Raw genomic sequence first — 21,388 nt, 5'->3', positions numbered from 1 at the left:
GGCAACCCTGTCACTAAGCCTTATAGGGGTATCACCAACCATTTATCATATTTCCCACGCTAAGGACAAAACCACTGATGAATAAGTAATTTCCCTTTAACGACCATTTTGGGGAAGTTAAATACTAATTATCTAATGGTTGTAAAACAGAAGATTTTTGTTCCCTTAACCCTTCCCTAAAAGTAATTCCCTTTTCGCAGGACTGTTTACGTTAAAGGGAATTAGCTTAGAGTAAGGAATAACACTAATTCCCTACCAAATAATGTCTTAACGTGGGTTTTACGTCAAAATGTTGGTACTAGCCCTTATAGTGCAAAATAACGCTTAAAATAGATGCGAAATAACTCCTAAAGTGACAAGACTCAAAGATGATCATCACCCTCTGTAACAAATTCGTTGTTTAGTTTACAAAAAGGTCGTTTAAAAAATAATAAAGTTGTTAAAAAAATGCGGGTCATTCTATTCAACAATCGGACCATGTAATGAAATAAAGATTATTGAACTGACTTGACTAGCAGGATAATAAAATACTTTTGGAGAAATATGGTTTAGTAAAGTATTACTAAAAAGGAAGGATGATTCCACATGATAGGAACTGAAAGTAAAAAACAGGAAATTTTAAAAGCTTACCAGTTCAGACATGCTTGCAAGGTATTTGATACCAACAAAAAGATTTCGGATGAAGATTTTCACTTTATTTTGGAGACAGGTAGGTTGTCTCCAAGTTCAGTTGGTTTGGAGCCGTGGAAGTTTGTCGTGATCCAGGATGCAGCGCTTCGCGAAAAATTAAAACCTGTATCTGGCGGTGCCCAGGGACAACTTCCTACTGCCAGCCATTTTGTAGTTATATTGGCCAGAAGAAAAGAAGGCTTAAGGCATGATTCCGTTCACGTGGTCAAAATGATGAAAGACATTCACCATATGCCGGAAGAAGTTGTACAAAATCTTTCTGGTTTCTATAAATCCTTCGTCGAAACAGAACTCGAAGATAATGACCGTCTCATTTTTGAATGGGCAAGCAAACAAACATATATAGCATTAGGAAACATGATGACAGCTGCGGCTCAGATCGGTATTGATTCCTGTCCAATAGAAGGTTTTGATAAAAAGCAGGTGACCGCTATTTTGCAAAATGAGGGTATCATTGACGGCAACGATTTCGGTGTAGCTTGTATGGTCGCTTTCGGATATCGGAAAGAGGATCCCAAACGTCCAAAAGCAAGACAAAATCTCAATGAAATTGTTGAGTGGCGATAAAACTGTAGATGATGTTTCTCAGCATCAAGGACATGATCACATAGGCATGTCTCCTTTAATGTTATTTTGAGGTAAGTCCAAAAATGGCTATAAAATGAAAAAATTGAAACAGAGAGCGAAAATATCCTACGCATTTTAAAGGATACACACCTAAATTGGATCTCCTAAGGGTCTCTCATAGCAGTAAACACATACATAAAAGAGCAGGGCAATTTCATCCTGCTCTTTTGTTCGTTTTTGTTACGATTCGATTTCAACCGATCAATCGCATTTCTTATGCTTGAGCCTCTTTGTCAGTCGTATATGACACTAAGTTATGAAAACTTTTTTCGATGCACTGATATAAGCGTCTTAAAAATGAATTTTGAAACAACCTACAAACAAAAACATATACCATAATTTAGAAATGTAGGCTATAATCTTGTTACCTGATAAAAAAATGTATTTTCAATTCTTAATTAGGTATCTTTTAATAAATTTCAGTAATAGTGAGGAAGAGGATATGGATTTTAATGTTCTAAGAGGTCAAATAGTTGAAGACAGGGATAAAGTTTTATTTGACGAGGCTGTTAATTGTTTAAATGGTAATGCATTAAGAGCAGCATATATTACGACATGGATTAGTACAGCAGAGTCATTAAAATTAAAGTTTTATGATATGTCTTCTAGAGACCATGAAATCAAGAAAAAGGTTATTGGTAAAATAGAAGATTTGGAACAAAAACAAAGGCCAACAGATAGCTTCTTGATAAGGTCTGCGAAAGATTTTGGTTTAATTAGTGCAGAGCAAAGCAAAAAATTAGAACATATGAAGGATATGCGAGGTGTATATGCCCATCCTCTCAATGCAGCTCCATCTGACAGTGAGGTAGAGCTGGCCATCGAGTTAAGTGTGAACATCGTACTAAGTCAACCTGCTTTGTTAAAACACGCTTTTGTACAAAGTTTGGTGACATCTATTTTTGAAAATCATCATTATCTTGATGATAGTACAGAGACAGTACAAAAAGCTGCTATAAGTACTTTAAACCATGTTCATTCATCAGTATTTCCTTATTTCTTTAAACTACTTATTGAAAATCTAAATAAGGTATCTAAGGACTTTACAAAGGATTTATTTGAAAGACGAGGTTCTGTGTTTTTAGATATGCTACTTAAATGTTCACTAAAAAACTTTTCGACAGAATCTTGGTCATTAGAAGGACTGTTACATAAATACCCTTCAATTATAACTAAGGTATTTGTAAAAGAAGATTATTGGACTCATCTAAATGATATTTTAAAAGACGCTATGATTGGCCATTTAATTGAACCTATTGGTGATGATGGAGAAGTCGAAACTCCTAGTTTAGAGAATCTAACAAGTGTTTTAAATCTCTACAATCAAGACTTACTGAATGAGAGACATGTTGAACGTTTTAAGTCTGCTGTAGAAAAATTATATATAAGTAAAAAAGTATCAATAGGAATCCCTTTAGAATGGTATCAGGCGGAATTAATTTCTGATTTAAAAACTTCTAACTGGTATGCTCAAAATCCAGTAATAGAAGCAATTCAATCACTCGGAGTTGAAAAAATCAATACCCTTGATTCAGAATTTTTAATTGAGTTAGGCAGGAATATATTGCAGGCTGCTGATGGTCAAGCTAGGGATGCAATATCTTTTGTATCATCCTTATATAAGAGTGAATTTAAATCGTCTCCTTATCTTGTTGAAGGAATATTCTTAGAAACGTTTATCAATGAGAATAAAAGGTTTAGATTTAAGAGGTATCGTAAACCAGCATTATCAGCTGTCTTATGTGTGAATGAACAAGAAACCGATAAGATAATCGATAAAGCAATAATGTTATTGAAAGACTGTTCTTTAAGGGGTTGGTTTAATGAAGAAACCTTTGAAGAATATTTAGAGTATCTTGATGAGATTCTTAATTTTAAAAAATTAAAAGGACTTAAAAAAGAAGCATTTGAAAAATTTAACTTAGTCTTTAAAGAAACCTGCGATAGATTCAAACAAGAAGAAGAAGAAGAAGAATTAGAAGTTTAGTTGTAATATATACTTTGATTGGTGGATTAACTAAAGTTTCGGCAGGACACTATAGGTTTTTCTTATTTTGACAATAGAGATTAATTTAATACAAAAAAAGCCTTCGTGTCCAAGGAAGGCTTTTATTTCAAATCTACACGTCGATTAGTCTTATTCCAATCATAGTCTAGCGCATGTATTAATAACGATAGAGATGAACCAGATAGAGTAGTACTGTATTCTGGTAACAACCCTTCCTCAATCAATATGTCTAATGAAATGGTATCTATCCCGTAGTTTCCGATATCCTGTGGTGTCCCTTCAGCATAGTTTAAGATTTTTGCATACTCGTACGAATAATCTGCGTATATATGTGATCTCATCTCGAGTCTTTCGAAAATTTCAAATTCCTTGAACTCAACTTGTTGAATAATATCCTTGTAAACAGGTATGATTGGCTTCAATTCAGATAAGTAACTACATATTACCTTTCGCTCAGGTTCCTCAAATAAACTTAAATCACACTCTAAGAAAGACATATATCGCAAAACATGATCCTCATAATACTCACTTGTCAATTTTCTATCTTGAGCCTGAGAATAAAGTTCTCTCAACTGGCTCAATTCGGGTAAACTTTCATCTAAATGGACAGGATGACGTTGAAGTTCTTTAATAACTTTGAAATAAAGTTTATCTATCTCTTCCATTAACAATCTTAATGTTTCATACCTTAATGCTGCAAACTTAACAAGGCAATCTACTTTAATTTTTTTAGTTCCACCATATTCTTTGTGTGCCTTCCGATTATTCGAATAAAGATGAAGTGAAAATTCTTGTCCGTCATGAGGATCGGACCAACTACTAAAAAACCGGAGCCCTTTATCGAAACCATCAAGGTCTACCTCATTTCCGTTAACAGCGTGGACTCCAAACCACGAACGAATTTGCTTTACATATTTTTCATCGGTATAGTCTTTATTGAACTCTCTTTTTTGAAAAATGCTCCGGTCGTTAATATAGGGTTGTTTACCTTTCGTTTCTTGTCCTATAGCCAACCATAATTGATTTACGGCTTCTATAATCATATCAATAGTTACTAAAAAATGAGTAAACTCAAGTGATGTTAGTAACATTTTTTTCTTAAGCTTAGGTTTTTCTATACCTTTAACTGCTACGGTCAACCAGTCCATACATGAGCAAATTTTACTCCATACGTCTTTCCCCTCCGTGCTTGAACTTCTTTTATAATTTACAAAAAAATGTCTCACAAATCCTCTTTTGCTGTTGACTTTATCTCTAAATTCATCAATAAGTTTTGGATTTAATTCAGGTATCAAAGGTGAAAGTCTCCTTATAATTAAAGACATTGTAAATAATTAACATCTTTAAAGGGAGTATAATATATTCCATAGCTTTTTTCCATAATCAAAACCTCGTTCTTGTTACAAATATCCACGAATAATAAGTCGTTTCAAAAGCAACAAGAAATTACTAGCCTAATTAGTCCTCTTTTGGAATAATTGGAACCAGCATCATGCATTACAAAATAAAAATGGAGGAAGTAACATGCAGGAAAAGGCTGTAGTCATTGGAAGTGGGATTGCTGGTAAATTAGCTGCTAAAGCGTTGTCTCATTTATTTCAGCAAGTCATCATTGTAGAAGCAGATCAAGAATGTAAAGAAAAAGTTCCTAGAAAAAGAGTTCCTCAGAGTTACCATCCTCACGTTTTATTGAAAAGAGGAGAAGAAGCGATTGAGACTTTGTTTCCGGAGATCGTGTCTCAATTAATAGAAGATGGCAGCATCGTCACTAATGTTACAAAAGATCTGAAGTGGCACCATTTTGGTTATTGGAAAAAACGGTTTTCTGGAGAGTTATCATGCTTCAGCAAAGCCGGCCAATGCTTGAATGGCATTTACAAAGACGAGTTGAAGAAGTCTAATATTACTACTAGATATGAAACAAAAACGGAACAGCTGTTAGTAAACAAGCATGACAATACCGTTAAAGAGTCCGTGTACGTTCCTTAAAGTCGGGTCTCACAGAGGAACTGGATGCCAGTTTAGTGTTGACATACCAAAAGCCACCCACCGGGATGTGGGTGACTTCGGGATAGGATCTAAAAATGGTACGCTATGTGGTAAGGGATTTCGCTCACTATCATATTACCACGCTTCATAGAGCTTTTTATCCCCCAAAAGGTAAGGAAAAACTGTATGAAAACTGTACGAAAACTGTACGAAAAATGCATTAATTAGCTCTTATGTAGAAAACATGAAATAAGTGTTCAGCATAAGATAATTGTACAGTCTCCAAGAATTTATAGTCTCCAATATTAGCATCAAGATCCTGATCCGTTCTATACAATTTGAATTCCATTTCTTGCGTACGTTTCTCTAGTGTGTTTACAAGAGCATGAACAAAAAAACGTTCACTATTTGAATGGTCTATTGATGTTGATAAGATATCTGCGCCTAATGGCATTTTTACATACTGAGTTTCTGAAATGTCCAAAGAGTACTTCCTAATAGTTTCTTCCCTCAATTCATAAGCACCCTCTTTACTATCCTCACTAAGTTCAGCAAATGTAGAAGAAGGGACTAACAACGCCACGATCAATGCAGCGACAATCATTTGCAACTTTTTCATTATCATTACTCCTCTCCCGTTTTGACTTGAAAAATCTTATTCGCCATATAATCCCATAAACCTCCTTTTTCATCCAATAAATTCGAATGATTTTCCAAAGGGTCTGCTCATAGTCTGTAAATCAGCAAAAACGAATAATAAGTCTTTTCAAAAGCAATAAAAAATTACTAGCCCAATTAGTCCTCTTTTGTAATAATTGGAACCAGCATCATCATTACAAAATAAAAATGGAGGAAGTAACATGCGGGAAAAGGCTGTAGTCATTGGTAGTGGGATTGCCGGTAAATTAGCTGCTAAAGCGTTATCTCATTCATTTCAGCAAGTCATCATTGTAGAAGCAGATAAAGAATATAAAGAAAAGGTTCCTAGAAAAAGAGTTCCTCAGAGTTACCACCCTCACGTCTTATTGAAAAGAGGAGAAGAAGCGATTGAGATTTTGTTTCCGGGGATCGTGTCTCAATTAATAGAAGATGGCAGCATCGTCACTAATCCTACAAAAGATCTGAAGTGGCACCATTTTGGTTATTGGAAAAAACGGTTTTCTGGAGAGTTGATCATGCTTCAGCTAAGCCGGCCTATGCTTGAATGGCATTTACAAAGACGAGTTGAAGAAGTTCCTAATATTATCACTCGATATGAAACAAAAACGGAACAGCTGTTAGTAAACAAGCATGACAATACCATTAAAGGAGTCCGATTACGTTCCTTAAAATCCGGTCTCACAGAGGAACTGGATGCCAATTTAGTAGTGGATGCCAGCGGTTCCTCATCTAAGAGTATCGATTGGCTACAAGCACTTGATGTCAAAGTAAAGGAAGAAAAAGTTAAGATTCAATTGTTTTATGCTACACGCCTTTACTCTCTTAAAAAACAAGAACATCCCGAATGGCAAAGCCTCATTATATCACCAAGTATTCCCGATAACCCTTACGGTGCCTTTATTCAAACTCTTGAGGAAAACCGATTCTCTGTCACGTATAGTGGATATGCTAATGCACAGGCACCGAAAACAAATGAGGAATTTATCTCATATGCAAAAAAACTTCCTGTTCCTGATGTTCTTCAATTTCTTGAGGGAGCAGAGCCACTTTCCGAGATTAAAATACATCGAGTTCCTTATCAAGTACGGCGCCGTTTTGATCTAGCAAAAAACATTCCGGACGGCTTTTTAATCATTGGTGATGCTCATTGCCGTTTTGACCCTCTTTTCGGACAAGGTATGTCTGTTGCAGCGATGCAAGCTTTAGAGTTGAAATCTTCTCTTCTTCAAACGAAGAAGGCTGACAAGGGATTTAGTCAAAGTTTACATAAGAAGATTTCTAAGATTATCGACGTTCCTTGGGAAATGGCGACAACAGAGGCTCTTCGTCATCCCGAAGTTAAAGGGGCGCGAACTTTTGTTCAGCCATACAAGCAATGGTACTCCAAAAGGGTATATGAACTTTCAGCTTCTGAGCCGGAAATATATATTCGATTAGTCAGAGTGATAAATCTTATCCGAAGCCCTCTCCATCTGTATCATCCAAAAGTACTGTTTCCGATACTTACTAATCACCGGCATGAATGATTCTCCTGTTGTTAAAGTCCTTAATCCTTCCTATCCAGGAAGGATTTTTTCTTGAGTATTTCTCCTTTCCCTCACAACATTCTGATTGTTCCATTGGACTTCTTCATGCAGGGAAACGACTCCAAAACCTTCAAAACCTCCAAATGCGTTAAAATCCAAGGACCAAGAATCAATCGGAAAGGAGACTGCCGTCTCCTACCTGAGTAACCTTTCCCTTTTGCCTTATCCAAGAAAATTAAGGGGAATATAATTGTAGAACCCTTAAATAAAAAAAGAAAGAATGAGGGATTGGCATGAGCAAAGTATTCATTATCGGGGCTAATGGTAAAGTTGGTAAGAACTTAGTCAATGTCTTAAATGAGTCAAAAGAGCATGATGTAACAGTCGGATTAAGAAAAGAAGAACAATTCTCCTTCTTTGAGGAAAAAGGCGTAAAACCTGCTTATCTAAATTTAGAAGACGATGCAGACACAATTGCTGACACCATAAAAGGATCGGAAGTGATTGTATTTACGGCAGGGTCCGGGGGACATACTGGCCCGGACAAGACGATCATGATTGATTTAGATGGGGCAGCTAAATCAGTGGCAGCTGCTGAGAAGATCGGAGCGAAACAATTTATCATGGTGAGCTCAATTCATGCAGATGAGCCGGAATACTGGACAGAAGAAGGTATAAAGCCTTACTTCATTGCAAAACATTATGCGGATAGGATTATTAAAGAAAGCAATCTAAATTATACAATTCTTAGACCTGGGGTTCTCTCTGACGAAGAAGGTACGGGAAAAGTAACAACTGATCCGTCAGGTTACAAAACATCACGAATTCCTAGAGAAGATGTTGCTCGTGTTATTAACGCTGCTATAGGTAAAGAAACAGCATACAAAAAGGTAGTAACCCTACTAGAAGGAAACGCTCCAATAGGTGACCTTTTTAAATAAGGATGTTGAGTTTATCAGATTACGAAAAAAACTAGATCAGTTCGCTGAGCTAGTTTTTTTCTTTAAACATTAGCTGCAGCCGAATTACTTTTTTAAGGGGGGGACAGTCATTCCCACGTCTTATCCAAATTATCCGAGTAAAAACGAATCGCCCGGCGATAGGAAAGAATGGCTTCATCTTTCGTCGTTTCAGCAAGCAGCTTTAATAATTCCTGTACAGCTTCCTTATGAGAACCGAGGTTATACAATGTCATTGTATAAAACACCTTTAATTCATTTGCTTCGGGGAATTCTTTCACTCCGCGTTTTAGAATTTCCGCTGACTTCTCATATTTCCCCAGCGTGCGATACGTGCTGCCCAAGCCTAAAAATGCTCCAATTCTTTCATTTCCACTGATCCCGTTTTCTAATGATTTTAAATAGAAAGGAACCGCCTCCTGTTCATAACCGAGTTTGTCATGGATAGCGGCACAGCAATAAGCGGTAAGAGGGTCATCAGGATTCCGGCTAAATGCAAAAAGAAGCTTTTCTTTCCCCGTTTCATTCACTTCATTTTGTAAAATACTCTGGAGATCATTTGCCTTCACATTTATTCCCCATTTCAGATTTTCTTATATCGGGATCTTTGGGACAACTTCGAAAAAGAGTCCGATCATTAACCAGTTATTTTAGCATATAATGAATCTTTTAGGTTTCTCTTTTTTTGAATGAAGGCGGTTGATATAATATGATAATGGCATCACGAAATGGAGGAGCTTTTTGATGTATGAAGTAAACGGGTGGAAGCATGTTTTTAAACTCGATCCCGATAAAACGATATCAGATACTGAACTGGACAAGCTATGTGAATCGGGAACAGATGCAATCATTATCGGCGGCAGCGACAATGTAAGCGAAGAAAATGTCTTGAACTTAATGTCCAGAGTCAGACGTTTTCTTGTGCCTTGTATTCTCGAGGTTTCAACTATAGAATCTGTTGTGCCGGGTTTTGACCTGTATTTCATTCCGACGGTTTTAAACAGCAATAATCCGCAATGGATCGTTGGTCTCCATAAAGAGGCTATGAAGGAGTACGGTGAAATAATGTCTGCTGAAGAAATTGTTGTCGAAGGCTATTGCATCGTAAATCCGGATTGCAAGGCAGCAGCACTTACTGAAGCAAAAACTGGTCTAGATCTGGAGGATGTCAAAGCCTACGCTAGAGTTGCAGACAGCTTGCTGAAGCTGCCCATTTTTTATTTGGAGTACAGTGGAATGTATGGTGATCCCTCTTGGGTGAAAGAGGTTAAAAAAACATTGCAGAATACAACACTGTTTTACGGCGGCGGTATAACGAACAGCAGCCAAGCAGGAGAAATGTCAGAGCATGCTGATGTAATCGTGGTTGGCAATGCCATTTATGAAAATTTTGAAGAAGCATTGAAAACAGTTCAGGCTGTAAAAAATGATAGATAATCAGCAGGAAATGATATAATATAGAACATATGTTTGGTAAGGACGGTGAATGCCTGATGAAAATCAGCCACTTTTTACTGGACGGATTGAACCCTGTCCAACAGCAAGCAGTGAAGAAAACGGACGGACCATTGCTTTTAATGGCAGGCGCAGGAAGCGGAAAAACACGGGTGCTTACTCATCGTATTGCTTATTTAATGGCAGAGAAATATGTAGCTCCGTGGAATATTCTCGCGATTACCTTTACAAATAAAGCAGCGCGGGAGATGAAAGAGCGTGTAGAAAATATTCTCGGCCCTGGGTCAGAGGATATTTGGATTTCGACGTTTCATAGCATGTGCGTGAGAATTCTTCGGAGAGATATCGACAGAATCGGGATCAACCGCAATTTTTCAATACTCGATACGTCTGATCAGCTTTCTGTCATTAAAGGAATTTTAAAAGAACGCAATATTGATTCGAAAAAATTTGATCCAAGGAGCTTTCTAGGGTCGATCAGCAGTGCGAAGAACGAACTGATAACCGCCGAGGAATACAGCAAAACGGCGGGAGATCACTTCAGCCAAATGGTCAGTGATGTGTACAGCGATTACCAAAAAAAGCTGTTGAAAAATCAATCGCTTGATTTCGATGATTTAATCATGACAACCATTACTTTATTCAAGCGTGTACCTGAGATTTTGGAATTCTACCAGCGGAAATTTCAATACATTCATGTTGATGAGTACCAGGATACGAACAGAGCACAATATTTGCTCGTAAAAATGCTCGCGCAGCGCTTTCAAAATATTTGTGTTGTTGGTGATTCGGATCAATCAATCTACCGTTGGCGGGGAGCGGACATTGCCAATATACTCTCCTTTGAGAAGGACTATAAGACCGCAGAGGTGATTCTTCTTGAGCAAAACTACCGCTCGACGAAACGGATTTTATCCGCAGCCAATGAGGTCATTAAAAATAATGCAAACCGCAAACCGAAAAACCTTTGGACGGAAAATGATGAAGGGATAAAAATCAGCTACTACAGCGGAGACAATGAGTTTGGTGAAGGGCAGTTTGTCGCCGGAAAGATCAACGAACTTGTAAGAAGCGGGAAGCGCAAGTTAAAGGATATCGCCATTCTTTACCGGACAAATGCCCAATCCCGTGTCATTGAAGAAACGCTTATGAAGTCCAATATTAACTACAACATCGTGGGCGGAACCAAGTTCTATGACAGGAAGGAAATTAAAGATATCCTGGCCTATTTGCGCCTTATTGCCAATCCGGATGATGACATTAGCTTTGTAAGGGTCGTGAATGTACCGAAACGTGGTGTGGGAGCTACTTCCTTAGAGAAAGTTCAAGCATATGCTGCTGCAAACGATTTATCGCTTTACGAAGCGGCTGCCGAAGTTGATTTTATTGGGGTAAGCAAAAAAGCAGCGAATGCTATCGATCAATTCAGGCAGCTTATCGGAAATTTGTCCAATATGCAAGAATACTTATCTGTAACTGAGCTTACGGAAGAAATCCTGGAAAAAGCTGAGTACAGAGAAATGCTGAAAGCCGAAAAGTCTCTTGAAGCGCAGAGCCGCCTTGAAAATATTGATGAATTTTTATCTGTCACGAAAAACTTTGAGAAACAAAATGAGGATAAAAGCCTTGTCAACTTTTTAACCGATCTTGCTCTCATCGCAGATATCGACCAAGTAGACAATGACGAAGAGACCGGCGGGAACGACGATTCGGTCATTTTAATGACGCTTCATGCCGCAAAAGGGCTTGAATTTCCGGTCGTTTTTTTAATGGGTCTTGAAGAAGGGGTATTCCCTCATTCACGTTCCCTTATGGAAGAAGCAGAAATGGAGGAGGAGCGCAGGCTTGCTTATGTTGGGATTACCAGAGCTGAGGAAGAGCTTTATTTAACCAACGCGAAAATGCGTACCCTTTTTGGACGGACAAACTTTAATTCCGAATCGAGATTTGTTTCGGAAATACCGCAGGAGTTATTGGATAACCTAAATGAGAAAAAATCCGCAAGCTTTCCTGTATCTGGACAGCGAAAAGAACGGCGTGCCCCTGTTTCACGTCCTGCGACGATTCCTGAAAAGACGGGCGGAGACGGTATCCTATGGGCTGTAGGGGATAAAGCTGCCCATAAAAAATGGGGAGTTGGTACGGTTGTCAGCGTAAAAGGCGAGGGCGAAAGCAAGGAGCTGGATATCGCGTTTCCAAAGCCGATTGGCATAAAACGATTGCTGGCTACCTTTGCACCAATTGAAAAACAATAATCCTAGATGAAATGGAAAGGATCAAAATCAATGGACAAAGAGGCAGCGAAACATCGAATTGAACAAGTGAAACAATTAATTAATCAATACAACTATGAATATCATACGCTCGACCAGCCGAGTGTGCCAGATTCAGAATATGACGAACGGATGAGAGAGCTGATCGCATTAGAAGAAGAGCACCCGGATTTAAAAAGTCCTGATTCTCCCTCTCAGCGTGTCGGCGGAGCCGTGTTGGACGCATTCCAAAAGGTTCAGCACGGAACGCCAATGCTAAGTCTTGGCAATGCATTTCATGCTGACGATTTACGAGATTTTGACAGAAGAGCGAGGCAGTTGGCAGGAGACAGCATTCAGTATAATGTTGAGCTGAAAATAGACGGCCTTGCCGTTTCTTTACGCTATAGAAACGGCGTATTTGAAAGAGGCGCAACGAGAGGAGACGGAACAACCGGAGAGGATATAACCGAAAATCTAAAAACGATTCGGAGCATTCCGCTGCGCATGAACCGTGATCTATCGATAGAGGTAAGGGGAGAGGCTTATATGCCGAAGCGTTCCTTTGAAGCCCTCAATGAAATCCGTGAACAAAACGGGGAGATGCTTTTTGCCAACCCGAGAAATGCCGCGGCAGGGTCTCTACGTCAGCTTGATCCTAAAATTTCTGCGAAACGAAATCTCGATATATTCGTCTATAGTATAGCGGAGCTTGATGAGATAGAAGGCATAGAAACGCAAAGCGGGGGTCTTGATTTTCTTGATGAACTGGGGTTCAAAACAAACGAAACTCGAAAAAAATGCAATACGATTGAAGAAGTCATCGAATTTGTGGAAGAATTTCAGGAAAAGCGGGCGGATTTGCCTTACGAAATCGACGGAATTGTTGTCAAGGTTGACTCCTTAAAACAGCAGGAGCAGCTCGGATTTACCGCAAAGAGTCCGCGTTGGGCCATTGCGTATAAATTTCCTGCGGAAGAAGTAGTCACGACTTTGCTTGATATTGAATTAAATGTTGGCAGAACAGGCGTCATTACTCCTACAGCTGTATTGGAGCCTGTAAAAATAGCGGGGACGACAGTCAAAAGAGCATCCCTGCACAACGAAGATTTAATTAGAGAAAAAGATATTAAGCTGTTAGATAAAGTTGTCGTCAAAAAAGCTGGAGATATTATCCCCGAGGTTGTTAATGTCTTGGTGGAGCAGAGGACGGGCGAAGAACAAAATTTTGATATGCCGACTGAATGCCCCGAATGCAGCAGTGAGCTTGTCCGCATTGAAGGCGAAGTGGCTCTGCGCTGCATAAATCCGGAATGCCCCGCCCAAATCCGTGAAGGTCTTATTCATTTCGTGTCACGCAATGCGATGAACATTGATGGACTAGGCGAACGGGTCATAACCCAGCTGTTTCGAGAAAATTTGGTACACAATGCTGCTGATCTCTATAAGCTCACGAAAGAACAACTTGTCAATCTTGAACGGATGGGCGAAAAATCGGCCGACAATCTAATCAAAGCTATTGCTAAATCAAAAGAAAACTCATTGGAACGGCTTCTTTTTGGCTTGGGAATCCGGTTTATCGGATCTAAAGCAGCAAGAACATTAGCTATGAATTATGAAAGCATGGATCGCCTGAAAAAAGCATCACAGGATGAATTAGTGCAAGTTGATGAAATCGGTGATAAAATGGCCGATGCTATTGTCACATATTTTGAGAAAAAAGAAGTTCTTGAACTAATTGATGAACTGCAACAGCTCGGGGTAAATATGACTTATACGGGTCCTAAGCTTGCGAATGCAGCGGAAGAAAGCGACTCTTACTTTGCGAATAAAACGATCGTCCTTACAGGGAAGCTTGAACAGCTTACCCGTAATGATGCGAAATCTGAAATCGAAAGGCTCGGAGGAAAAATTACCGGGAGCGTGAGCAAAAATACAGATTTAGTCATTGCAGGAGAGGCAGCTGGCAGCAAGCTGGCGAAAGCAGAAGAACTGAACATTGAAGTATGGAATGAACAGCGATTGGTAACAGAGTTAAAGAAGTAAGAGGAGTGTTTTGATTGAAAAAAGCATGGATGTTGGCTGCTGCAATGGTTTTGCTGCTTTCTGCTTGTGCGCCGAATTTTGGAAATCAGGATGAGGAGCTTGTGCAGCAGGAAACGGATGAAACAAATAAAAAGGTGACGATACCCACTTATAACATTTCAGACTCGTATTATAAAATGGTGCTTCCATTTAAAGCAGGGGCTGCCAGAGGACTAACGGCAGAAAATTTAAACACCCGCCTCGACATTGATGAATTTGAAACGGGGCTGATGAGGATTGCCCAGGACTCGTTCTCAACGGACGATTATTTGTTTCAAGAAGGCCAATACTTTGATGAAGATACGGTCAGAAGCATGCTGGGACGTAAGCTGGAAGGAAAAGATTTAGAAGAAGCTAAAAAAAAGGATAATAATTTTCAAAATGCCGGACTGAACCCGGTGAAAAAGGGCTCTCCGGAAAGCAGCCCGAATTATTTGGCTACGATGCTTGAGCACAATTATCTTATTAAGAAAAACGATAAATCGGTGGAACTGGGCGGTGTTGTCATCGGCCTTGCATTAAACTCGGTATACTATTACCGCGAGAATATTGGAGACCCGCAAAAAGAAGTATCGATTGATGATAAGAAGATTGAGGAAGAAGGCAAAAAGATCGCAGCTGAGGTTATTAAGAGAGTCAGAAGCAAGGAAGAATTAAAAAATGTTCCCGTCACGATTGCACTCTATCAGCAAGCCCCTAAAACTTCGATCGTATCAGGTGATTTTATTGCGAAATCGGAAGTTAAAGCAGGCTCCACAGAGCTTGGAAGCTGGAGAGGGTTAAACGAAGAACATGCGTTTTTCCCAAATTCAGCCAACGAAAAAAAGCATCCGGATGAAGCGGAGATCTTTAACCGCTTTAAAAATAACGTGGACAATTATTTCCCTAACTATACAGGTGTTGTTGGCAAAGCGTTTTATAAGGATGACCAGCTTCGAGAGATGAAGATTGAAATTCCTATGCAGTTTTATGGAAAAACAGAGGTTATCGCTTTTACGCAATTCTTAACGGGACAAATCATGGATTATTACTCGGCCAATCATTTGCGAGTCGAGGTGGAAATTACCTCCTCTGAAGGTGAGGAAGCTGTCATTGTTAAAGAAGAAGGAGCAAATGAGCCTACCGTTCATATCTACGACTAATAGAAGCCGGCCCGATGCCTTATAAGGCAAACAGGCTGGCTTTCTATTGATTTTAACGTTATATTTTTCTATTACTATTGGCAAACTATATATTCTAACAGGTGTTCTATTACAGTAAACAATATTATATAATAGAAAGATTAACAAAAATGTAGCAGCAATTACAAAAAGGATGAGTACATGATGATTGAAATATCACTTTTATCTACACTTTTGAAACTATCCCTTGCATCGATATTTGGTATCGTGATTGGCCTGGATAGAGAATTGAAGGGAAAGCCTCTTGGCTTGAAAACGTGTTTAATTGTATCCGTAGCTGCTTGTCTATTAACTGTAGTTTCCTACGAATCAGCATTTATTTATTCTAAGGAGTACTCGAGGCCTATGGATCCGGGAAGGCTGCCTTCGTATGTCATCAGCGGCATCGGGTTTTTAGGAGCTGGCGTGATTTTAAGAAGATCAAATGAATCAATCTCAGGTTTAACTACAGCTTCGTTAGTTTTAGCATCAGCCGGTATTGGGATTGCGATTGGCGCGGGATTTTATCTCGAAGCGATAATGGGCGTTGCGTTTATATTTATTGGCATTCGGATTATCCCGTATTTATTTGGAAAGCTTGGTCCCAAAAAGCTGACGGAAAAAGAGATTAGAGTAAGATTATATCTTGAAAAGTCTACGGAGCTAACGAAACTGATGAAGCAGATTAAAGGAAAAGAACTGGGGATTAAACGCTTGAAGCTAAAAGAAGAAAAAAATGATATTGTTCTTAGCAGCATTGTGACAACAAATAAAAAAATCTATACCACTGATGTTTATTATGTGTTGAAATCTCTCCCAGGGGTTATTCAAGTGGAAGTTGAAAATTTGGAGTAATAACAAAAACGTCCGGTTTGCTGCCGGACGTTTTTTTAATATATTATTGTTTGTGTGATTTTAAGATGCTTTCCATCTCTTTAAACATGTTTACTGTTTCGTCGTCAGGTTTTTTCGTTATATTAGTAACTACTACAATAGCTAATAAGCTTAAAATAAAGCCTGGAATGATTTCATACATACCTGTTGATTTGCTTAAACCGGTAGAGATCCATATAAGGACGGTAGCAGCTCCTACGATGATACCTGCTAGTGCTCCCAAATGGTTCATTCGCTTCCAGAATAGACTTAGCAATACTGCCGGTCCGAATGCGGCGCCAAAGCCTGCCCATGCATTTCCGACAAGACCGAGTATCGTGTCATTAGGAGTTAATGAAAGCAGAATTGCAACTGCAGCAACAATAAGGACACATATTCTTCCTACTGTTACAAGTTCTTTATTAGAAGCTTCTTTTCGCAAGAACGTTCTGTAAAAATCATCAGTCATCGCACTCGACGTTACGAGAAGCTGAGAAGAAATTGTACTCATAATCGCAGCAAGTATCGCTGAAATAAGGAAGCCGGTAATTAACGGGTGAAACAGAACGTTTGAGAATAAAATGAAAATAGTCTCGGGATCATCAAGTGAAAGCGAATTTTGTGACACATAAGCTCTTCCCACTAATCCTGTCAGCATTGCACCTGCTACGGCAATAATCATCCACCCCATACCGATGCGGCGAGCCGGCTTAATCTCTTTAACAGAAGTAATTGCCATAAAACGCACGATAATATGAGGCTGGCCAAAATATCCAAGTCCCCATGCTAGATAGGAAATAATGCCAATGACGGTCGTTCCTCTAAAGATGTCCATTAACGCTGGATCAATTTGTTTAATTGTATCAAAGGCAGGACTAACTCCTCCCATTTGAGTAAAGGCAACGATCGGCACGAGCACTAATGCTACGAACATAATAATACCTTGGACAAAGTCAGTCAGGCTGACAGCCAAAAATCCGCCGAAGAGTGTATACGCAATAACAACTGCGGCGATAACAAATAATCCAATTCGGTAATCGAGTCCAAATGCTGATTCAAACAATGTTCCGCCGGAAACGATACCCGCTGATGTGTACAGTGTGAAAAATATTAAGATGACAAGAGCCGAAATAAACTTTAAAATTCTTGTCTTATCGCCAAATCGAGTTTCGAAAAAATCAGGGATCGTAATCGCGTCATTAGCAACCTCTGTATAGGTACGAAGCCTGGGTGCGATAACTAAATAATTAACATATGCACCAGCTGTCAACCCTATAGCAAGCCAAGCGCTGGCGAGACCAGTAGCATACATAGCTCCCGGAAGCCCCATCAGCATCCATCCACTCATATCAGACGCGCCGGCAGACAGAGCGGTAACAGCAGGGCCAAGGCCTCTTCCGCCTAGCATATAATCATTTAAATCTGAAGTCTTTCGATAGGCGTACCAGCCTATTAAAAGCATGGCAATAAAATAAATTGCCAAGGAAATAAAAACCCAAATATCCACGTAATAATCTCTCCTCTTATATTATTTCTACGTATTGCAAGTATTTTCTGCAAAATACACGTAGGTAACTTAAACTAACAAATATATCCCCGCCAATCAACAGTATGAAACATAACCGCAGTAAAGTCCAAATAGCAGTAATTGGTTTAACAGCAATGATGAAAGCGTTTTCTTAAATAACAAAAAGTAAAACTATTCTGAATATTACCCTATGTCTATTTTCTAATCAATTTCATGTAAAATAGAAAAGAGCCAGACAAGTGGTACAGCTAATTTCCGAAAGTCGCCCCTTTGTTGATTTAGAGGGTTGAATTTTGATATGATCTATATTATATGGCTACAGATAGAATAGGCGGAGGTGGATTATAATGTCTAGAATTTCAATAGAAGAAGTTAAGCATGTTGCTCATTTGGCAAGGCTTTCGATAACAGAAGAGGAAGCGGAGATGTTTACTGAGCAGTTAGACAGCATTATTTCGTTTGCAGAAGAGCTGAACGAAGTAGATACAGAGCACGTCGAACCGACGACTCACGTTTTAAAAATGAAAAATATCATGAGAGAAGATAAACCGGATAAAGGGCTTTCGTTTGAAGAAGTTGCGAAAAACGCTCCTGATCAAAAAGACGGCTATATTCGTGTACCTTCGATTTTGGAATAAAGGAGGGAAACCTAAGTGGATTTATTTGACCACAAGATTTCTGAATTAAAAGAGCTATTACATAAAAAAGAAATAAAGGTTTCTGATTTAGTAGACGAATCCTATAAACGAATAGAAAAAGTTGAGTCAAGCGTACAAGCTTTCCTCGAATTGAATGAAGAACAGGCGCGCGCTATGGCGAAAGAGCTGGACGAAGCCATTGATTCCCGCAGCGAGCGGGGGTTGTTGTTTGGGATGCCGATTGGTGTAAAAGACAACATCGTAACGAAGGATCTTCGAACAACCTGCGCGAGTAAAATTCTAGAAAACTTTGACCCGATATACGATGCAACTGTAGTAGAGCATCTGAAAAAAGCGGAAGCCGTTACGATTGGGAAATTGAATATGGATGAATTCGCCATGGGCTCTTCCACAGAGAATTCAGGTGTGAAGGTGACGAAAAACCCATGGAACCTTGAGACGGTTCCCGGAGGTTCTAGCGGCGGTTCAGCAGCCGCAGTAGCTGCTGGCGAAGTTCCATTCGCGTTAGGCTCAGACACAGGCGGTTCGATTCGCCAGCCCGCATCGTTTTGCGGAGTGGTCGGTTTAAAACCAACTTATGGAAGAGTGTCAAGGTACGGATTGGTTGCATTTGCTTCTTCCCTAGATCAAATCGGACCAATTACCCGAAATGTAGAAGATAACGCTTTTCTTCTTCAATCCATTTCCGGTGTTGACCAAATGGATTCCACCAGTGCTAATGTAGAAGTCCCTGATTTTCTTTCTTCAATTACTGGTGATGTAAAAGGGTTAAAAATAGCTGTTCCGAAAGAATATCTTGGAGAAGGTGTAGGGGAAGAAGCAAAACAAGCGGTTTTAGAAGCTTTACGTGTATTGGAAGGCCTTGGAGCCACGTGGGAAGAAGTATCTCTTCCGCACAGTAAATATGCTTTGGCGACCTATTATCTGCTTTCTTCTTCAGAAGCATCTGCCAATCTTGCCCGTTTTGACGGAATCCGGTACGGCTACCGTTCTGATAATGCGGACAACCTTATCGAACTTTATAAGCAAACCCGCTCCGAAGGCTTTGGCGAAGAAGTGAAACGGAGAATTATGCTTGGAACCTTTGCGCTTAGCTCTGGTTACTACGACGCTTACTATAAAAAAGCGCAAAAAGTGCGGACATTGATTAAAAAGGATTTTGAGGACGTTTTTGAAAATTATGACGTAATCATTGGCCCGACAACGCCTACTCCAGCCTTCAAAATTGGAGAGAAAACAAGTGATCCGCTAACGATGTACGCAAATGATATATTAACGATCCCAGTGAATTTGGCAGGTGTCCCTGGAATCAGTGTGCCTTGCGGATTTACAAACGGCTTGCCGCTTGGGCTGCAAATCATCGGTAAGCACTTTGATGAGAAAACAGTATACCGAGTAGCACATGCCTTTGAACAAGCAACTGACCATCATAAAGCAAAGCCTGAATTGTAAGGGGTGAAATCATGAATTTTGAAACGGTTATCGGACTTGAAGTCCACGTAGAATTAAAAACAAAATCAAAAATTTTCTCAAGCGCACCAACAGCTTTTGGTGCAGAACCAAATTCGCAAACAAGCGTAATCGACCTTGGTTATCCTGGCGTACTTCCCGTTTTGAACAAAGAAGCAGTAGATTTTGCAATGAAGGCTGCCATGGCTTTGAATTGCGAGATTGCCACAGATACAAAGTTTGATCGCAAAAACTACTTTTATCCGGATAATCCGAAGGCATATCAAATCTCCCAATTTGACAAGCCGATCGGCGAAAATGGATGGATTGAAATCGAAGTGGACGGCAAAACGAAGCGAATTGGAATTACCCGCCTTCATTTAGAGGAGGATGCCGGCAAGCTGACTCACACTGGTGACGGATACTCTTTAGTTGATTTCAACCGCCAAGGAACACCTCTTGTAGAGATCGTATCTGAGCCTGATATCCGTACGCCGGAAGAAGCGTATAAATATCTGGAAAAATTAAAATCCATCATTCAATATACAGGAGTTTCTGACTGTAAGATGGAAGAAGGCTCACTCCGCTGTGACGCCAACATTTCCTTGCGCCCGATCGGTCAAGAGAAATTCGGAACAAAGACGGAATTGAAAAACTTAAACTCCTTCAACTTTGTTCAAAAAGGCCTTGAGTTCGAAGAAAAGAGACAAGCTGAGGTACTTCTTTCCGGCGGGGTCATTCTGCAGGAAACAAGGCGTTATGATGAGTCTACGAAAAAAACAATTCTCATGAGGGTTAAAGAAGGCTCTGATGATTATCGCTATTTCCCTGAACCGGATTTAGTCGAGCTTTATATTGACGAGGAATGGAAAGAAAGAGTTAGAAACAGCATTCCGGAGCTGCCTGATGAAAGACAGAAACGTTACATTGATGAGCTTGGATTGCCTGCATATGACGCAATGGTTCTTACTCTCACAAAAGAAATGTCGGACTTCTTCGAGGAGACAGTACAGAAGGGCGCTGAAGCCAAGCAAGCATCAAACTGGCTTATGGGTGAAGTATCTGCGTATCTGAATGCTAACCAGAAGGAACTCGAGGATGTGAAGCTCACGCCTGAGGGCTTGGCCGGGATGATTCAGTTGATAGAAAAAGGAACGATCTCTTCGAAAATTGCGAAAAAAGTGTTTAAAGAATTAATAGAAAATGGCGGAAATCCTGAAACGATTGTAAAAGAGAAAGGACTTGTCCAAATCTCTGATGAGGGCGAGTTAAGAAAGTTTGTTACGGACGCGCTTGACAACAACCCTCAATCGATTGAAGACTTCAAAAACGGGAAAGACCGTGCGATTGGTTATCTCGTCGGACAAATTATGAAAGCTTCAAAAGGGCAAGCAAACCCGCCAATGGTTAACAAATTGCTTTTAGAGGAAATAAAGAAAAGATAGGATACGAAAAAGCGGTTCGCGAA

17 protein-coding genes are annotated in these 21,388 nt (G+C 39.6%); 13 read left to right on the top strand and 4 right to left on the bottom strand.

The window, feature by feature from the left end; all coding sequences use genetic code 11:
• Nucleotides 1-585: 585 nt before the first annotated feature.
• Both JOC74_RS17005 and JOC74_RS17000 read left to right on the top strand, forming a co-directional pair.
• On the top strand, nucleotides 586-1,257 hold the full coding sequence (locus tag JOC74_RS17005) for an NAD(P)H-dependent oxidoreductase (protein WP_053605789.1): 672 nt from the start codon (nucleotides 586-588) through the stop codon (nucleotides 1,255-1,257).
• A 502-nt stretch (nucleotides 1,258-1,759) separates the two neighbouring features.
• Nucleotides 1,760-3,304: a hypothetical protein gene (locus JOC74_RS17000; protein WP_211086234.1), complete on the top strand. Its 1,545-nt coding sequence runs from the start codon at nucleotides 1,760-1,762 to the stop codon at nucleotides 3,302-3,304.
• A gap of 122 nt (nucleotides 3,305-3,426) precedes the next feature.
• Here the strand turns inward: JOC74_RS17000 and JOC74_RS16995 are convergent, their stop codons facing one another.
• Nucleotides 3,427-4,620: a hypothetical protein gene (locus JOC74_RS16995; protein ID WP_053605791.1), complete on the bottom strand. Its 1,194-nt coding sequence runs from the start codon at nucleotides 4,618-4,620 to the stop codon at nucleotides 3,427-3,429.
• 229 nt (nucleotides 4,621-4,849) lie between these two features.
• Between JOC74_RS16995 and JOC74_RS16990 the strand changes: the two genes are divergently transcribed.
• Nucleotides 4,850-5,314 (top strand): hypothetical protein, encoded by a 465-nt coding sequence (locus JOC74_RS16990; protein ID WP_053605792.1) that lies wholly within the window; start codon nucleotides 4,850-4,852, stop codon nucleotides 5,312-5,314.
• A 220-nt stretch (nucleotides 5,315-5,534) separates the two neighbouring features.
• Here JOC74_RS16990 and JOC74_RS16985 read toward each other — a convergent pair whose 3' ends face one another.
• Entirely contained in the window at nucleotides 5,535-5,933 is a 399-nt protein-coding gene (locus JOC74_RS16985) for a DUF7352 domain-containing protein (RefSeq protein WP_148564361.1), read from the bottom strand.
• Nucleotides 5,934-6,174: 241 nt separating this feature from the next.
• Here JOC74_RS16985 and JOC74_RS16980 point away from each other — a divergent pair, with 241 nt between their 5' ends.
• Nucleotides 6,175-7,500, top strand: coding sequence for an FAD-dependent oxidoreductase (locus JOC74_RS16980; protein WP_053605794.1), 1,326 nt, complete (start codon nucleotides 6,175-6,177; stop codon nucleotides 7,498-7,500).
• Between the two features lie 293 nt (nucleotides 7,501-7,793).
• The gene (locus tag JOC74_RS16975; RefSeq protein WP_053605795.1) at nucleotides 7,794-8,441 is read left to right on the top strand and encodes an SDR family oxidoreductase; all 648 of its coding nucleotides are present in this window, start codon (nucleotides 7,794-7,796) and stop codon (nucleotides 8,439-8,441) included.
• 107 nt (nucleotides 8,442-8,548) lie between these two features.
• Here JOC74_RS16975 and JOC74_RS16970 read toward each other — a convergent pair whose 3' ends face one another.
• Complete coding sequence (locus JOC74_RS16970) at nucleotides 8,549-9,028, bottom strand: tetratricopeptide repeat protein (protein ID WP_053605796.1); 480 nt, start codon at nucleotides 9,026-9,028, stop codon at nucleotides 8,549-8,551.
• Nucleotides 9,029-9,203: 175 nt separating this feature from the next.
• On the opposite strand from JOC74_RS16970, the gene pcrB reads away from it, so the two are divergent.
• The 5 genes from pcrB (at nucleotide 9,204) to JOC74_RS16945 (ending at nucleotide 16,266) form a co-directional block, all read left to right on the top strand.
• A complete protein-coding gene (pcrB, locus tag JOC74_RS16965) occupies nucleotides 9,204-9,896 on the top strand; it encodes a heptaprenylglyceryl phosphate synthase (RefSeq protein ID WP_053605797.1) in 693 nt (230 codons plus the stop codon).
• A gap of 56 nt (nucleotides 9,897-9,952) precedes the next feature.
• Nucleotides 9,953-12,169 (top strand): DNA helicase PcrA, encoded by a 2,217-nt coding sequence (gene pcrA, locus JOC74_RS16960; RefSeq protein ID WP_053605798.1) that lies wholly within the window; start codon nucleotides 9,953-9,955, stop codon nucleotides 12,167-12,169.
• A 30-nt stretch (nucleotides 12,170-12,199) separates the two neighbouring features.
• Nucleotides 12,200-14,212 (top strand): NAD-dependent DNA ligase LigA, encoded by a 2,013-nt coding sequence (gene ligA, locus JOC74_RS16955; RefSeq protein WP_053605799.1) that lies wholly within the window; start codon nucleotides 12,200-12,202, stop codon nucleotides 14,210-14,212.
• Between the two features lie 14 nt (nucleotides 14,213-14,226).
• The gene (locus JOC74_RS16950) at nucleotides 14,227-15,393 is read left to right on the top strand and encodes a CamS family sex pheromone protein (RefSeq protein WP_053605800.1); all 1,167 of its coding nucleotides are present in this window, start codon (nucleotides 14,227-14,229) and stop codon (nucleotides 15,391-15,393) included.
• Between the two features lie 183 nt (nucleotides 15,394-15,576).
• Complete coding sequence (locus tag JOC74_RS16945; protein ID WP_053605801.1) at nucleotides 15,577-16,266, top strand: MgtC/SapB family protein; 690 nt, start codon at nucleotides 15,577-15,579, stop codon at nucleotides 16,264-16,266.
• Between the two features lie 43 nt (nucleotides 16,267-16,309).
• Here JOC74_RS16945 and JOC74_RS16940 read toward each other — a convergent pair whose 3' ends face one another.
• Nucleotides 16,310-17,791: a proline transporter OpuE gene (locus JOC74_RS16940; protein ID WP_053605802.1), complete on the bottom strand. Its 1,482-nt coding sequence runs from the start codon at nucleotides 17,789-17,791 to the stop codon at nucleotides 16,310-16,312.
• 368 nt (nucleotides 17,792-18,159) lie between these two features.
• Between JOC74_RS16940 and gatC the strand changes: the two genes are divergently transcribed.
• Genes gatC through gatB form a run of 3 tightly spaced genes read left to right on the top strand, consistent with a single transcriptional unit; the run spans nucleotide 18,160 to nucleotide 21,365 of the window.
• Nucleotides 18,160-18,450, top strand: a complete 291-nt coding sequence (gene gatC / locus JOC74_RS16935; RefSeq protein ID WP_053605803.1) for an Asp-tRNA(Asn)/Glu-tRNA(Gln) amidotransferase subunit GatC — start codon at nucleotides 18,160-18,162, stop codon at nucleotides 18,448-18,450.
• Nucleotides 18,451-18,465: 15 nt separating this feature from the next.
• Nucleotides 18,466-19,923, top strand: a complete 1,458-nt coding sequence (gene gatA / locus JOC74_RS16930) for an Asp-tRNA(Asn)/Glu-tRNA(Gln) amidotransferase subunit GatA (protein ID WP_053605804.1) — start codon at nucleotides 18,466-18,468, stop codon at nucleotides 19,921-19,923.
• A gap of 11 nt (nucleotides 19,924-19,934) precedes the next feature.
• On the top strand, nucleotides 19,935-21,365 hold the full coding sequence (gene gatB, locus JOC74_RS16925; RefSeq protein WP_053605805.1) for an Asp-tRNA(Asn)/Glu-tRNA(Gln) amidotransferase subunit GatB: 1,431 nt from the start codon (nucleotides 19,935-19,937) through the stop codon (nucleotides 21,363-21,365).
• The last annotated feature ends 23 nt before the right edge of the window (nucleotides 21,366-21,388 follow it).

This window comes from Bacillus capparidis (assembly GCF_017832095.1).
GTDB classification, from domain to species: domain Bacteria; phylum Bacillota; class Bacilli; order Bacillales; family Bacillaceae; genus Bacillus; species Bacillus gobiensis.
This window is presented reverse-complemented; position numbering and strand designations above follow the sequence as displayed.

Bases quoted from the DNA above. Each gene is read 5' to 3' on its own strand.
- JOC74_RS16980 (WP_053605794.1), top strand. From the start codon at position 6,175: ATGCGGGAAAAGGCTGTAGTCATTGGTAGTGGGATTGCCGGTAAATTA.
- JOC74_RS17005 (WP_053605789.1), top strand. From the start codon at position 586: ATGATAGGAACTGAAAGTAAAAAACAGGAAATTTTAAAAGCTTACCAG.
- pcrA (WP_053605798.1), top strand. From the start codon at position 9,953: ATGAAAATCAGCCACTTTTTACTGGACGGATTGAACCCTGTCCAACAG.
- gatB (WP_053605805.1), top strand. From the start codon at position 19,935: ATGAATTTTGAAACGGTTATCGGACTTGAAGTCCACGTAGAATTAAAA.
- JOC74_RS16945 (WP_053605801.1), top strand. From the start codon at position 15,577: ATGATTGAAATATCACTTTTATCTACACTTTTGAAACTATCCCTTGCA.
- ligA (WP_053605799.1), top strand. From the start codon at position 12,200: ATGGACAAAGAGGCAGCGAAACATCGAATTGAACAAGTGAAACAATTA.
- gatC (WP_053605803.1), top strand. From the start codon at position 18,160: ATGTCTAGAATTTCAATAGAAGAAGTTAAGCATGTTGCTCATTTGGCA.
- pcrB (WP_053605797.1), top strand. From the start codon at position 9,204: ATGTATGAAGTAAACGGGTGGAAGCATGTTTTTAAACTCGATCCCGAT.
- JOC74_RS17000 (WP_211086234.1), top strand. From the start codon at position 1,760: ATGGATTTTAATGTTCTAAGAGGTCAAATAGTTGAAGACAGGGATAAA.
- JOC74_RS16990 (WP_053605792.1), top strand. From the start codon at position 4,850: ATGCAGGAAAAGGCTGTAGTCATTGGAAGTGGGATTGCTGGTAAATTA.
- JOC74_RS16975 (WP_053605795.1), top strand. From the start codon at position 7,794: ATGAGCAAAGTATTCATTATCGGGGCTAATGGTAAAGTTGGTAAGAAC.
- JOC74_RS16985 (WP_148564361.1), bottom strand. From the start codon at position 5,933: ATGAAAAAGTTGCAAATGATTGTCGCTGCATTGATCGTGGCGTTGTTA.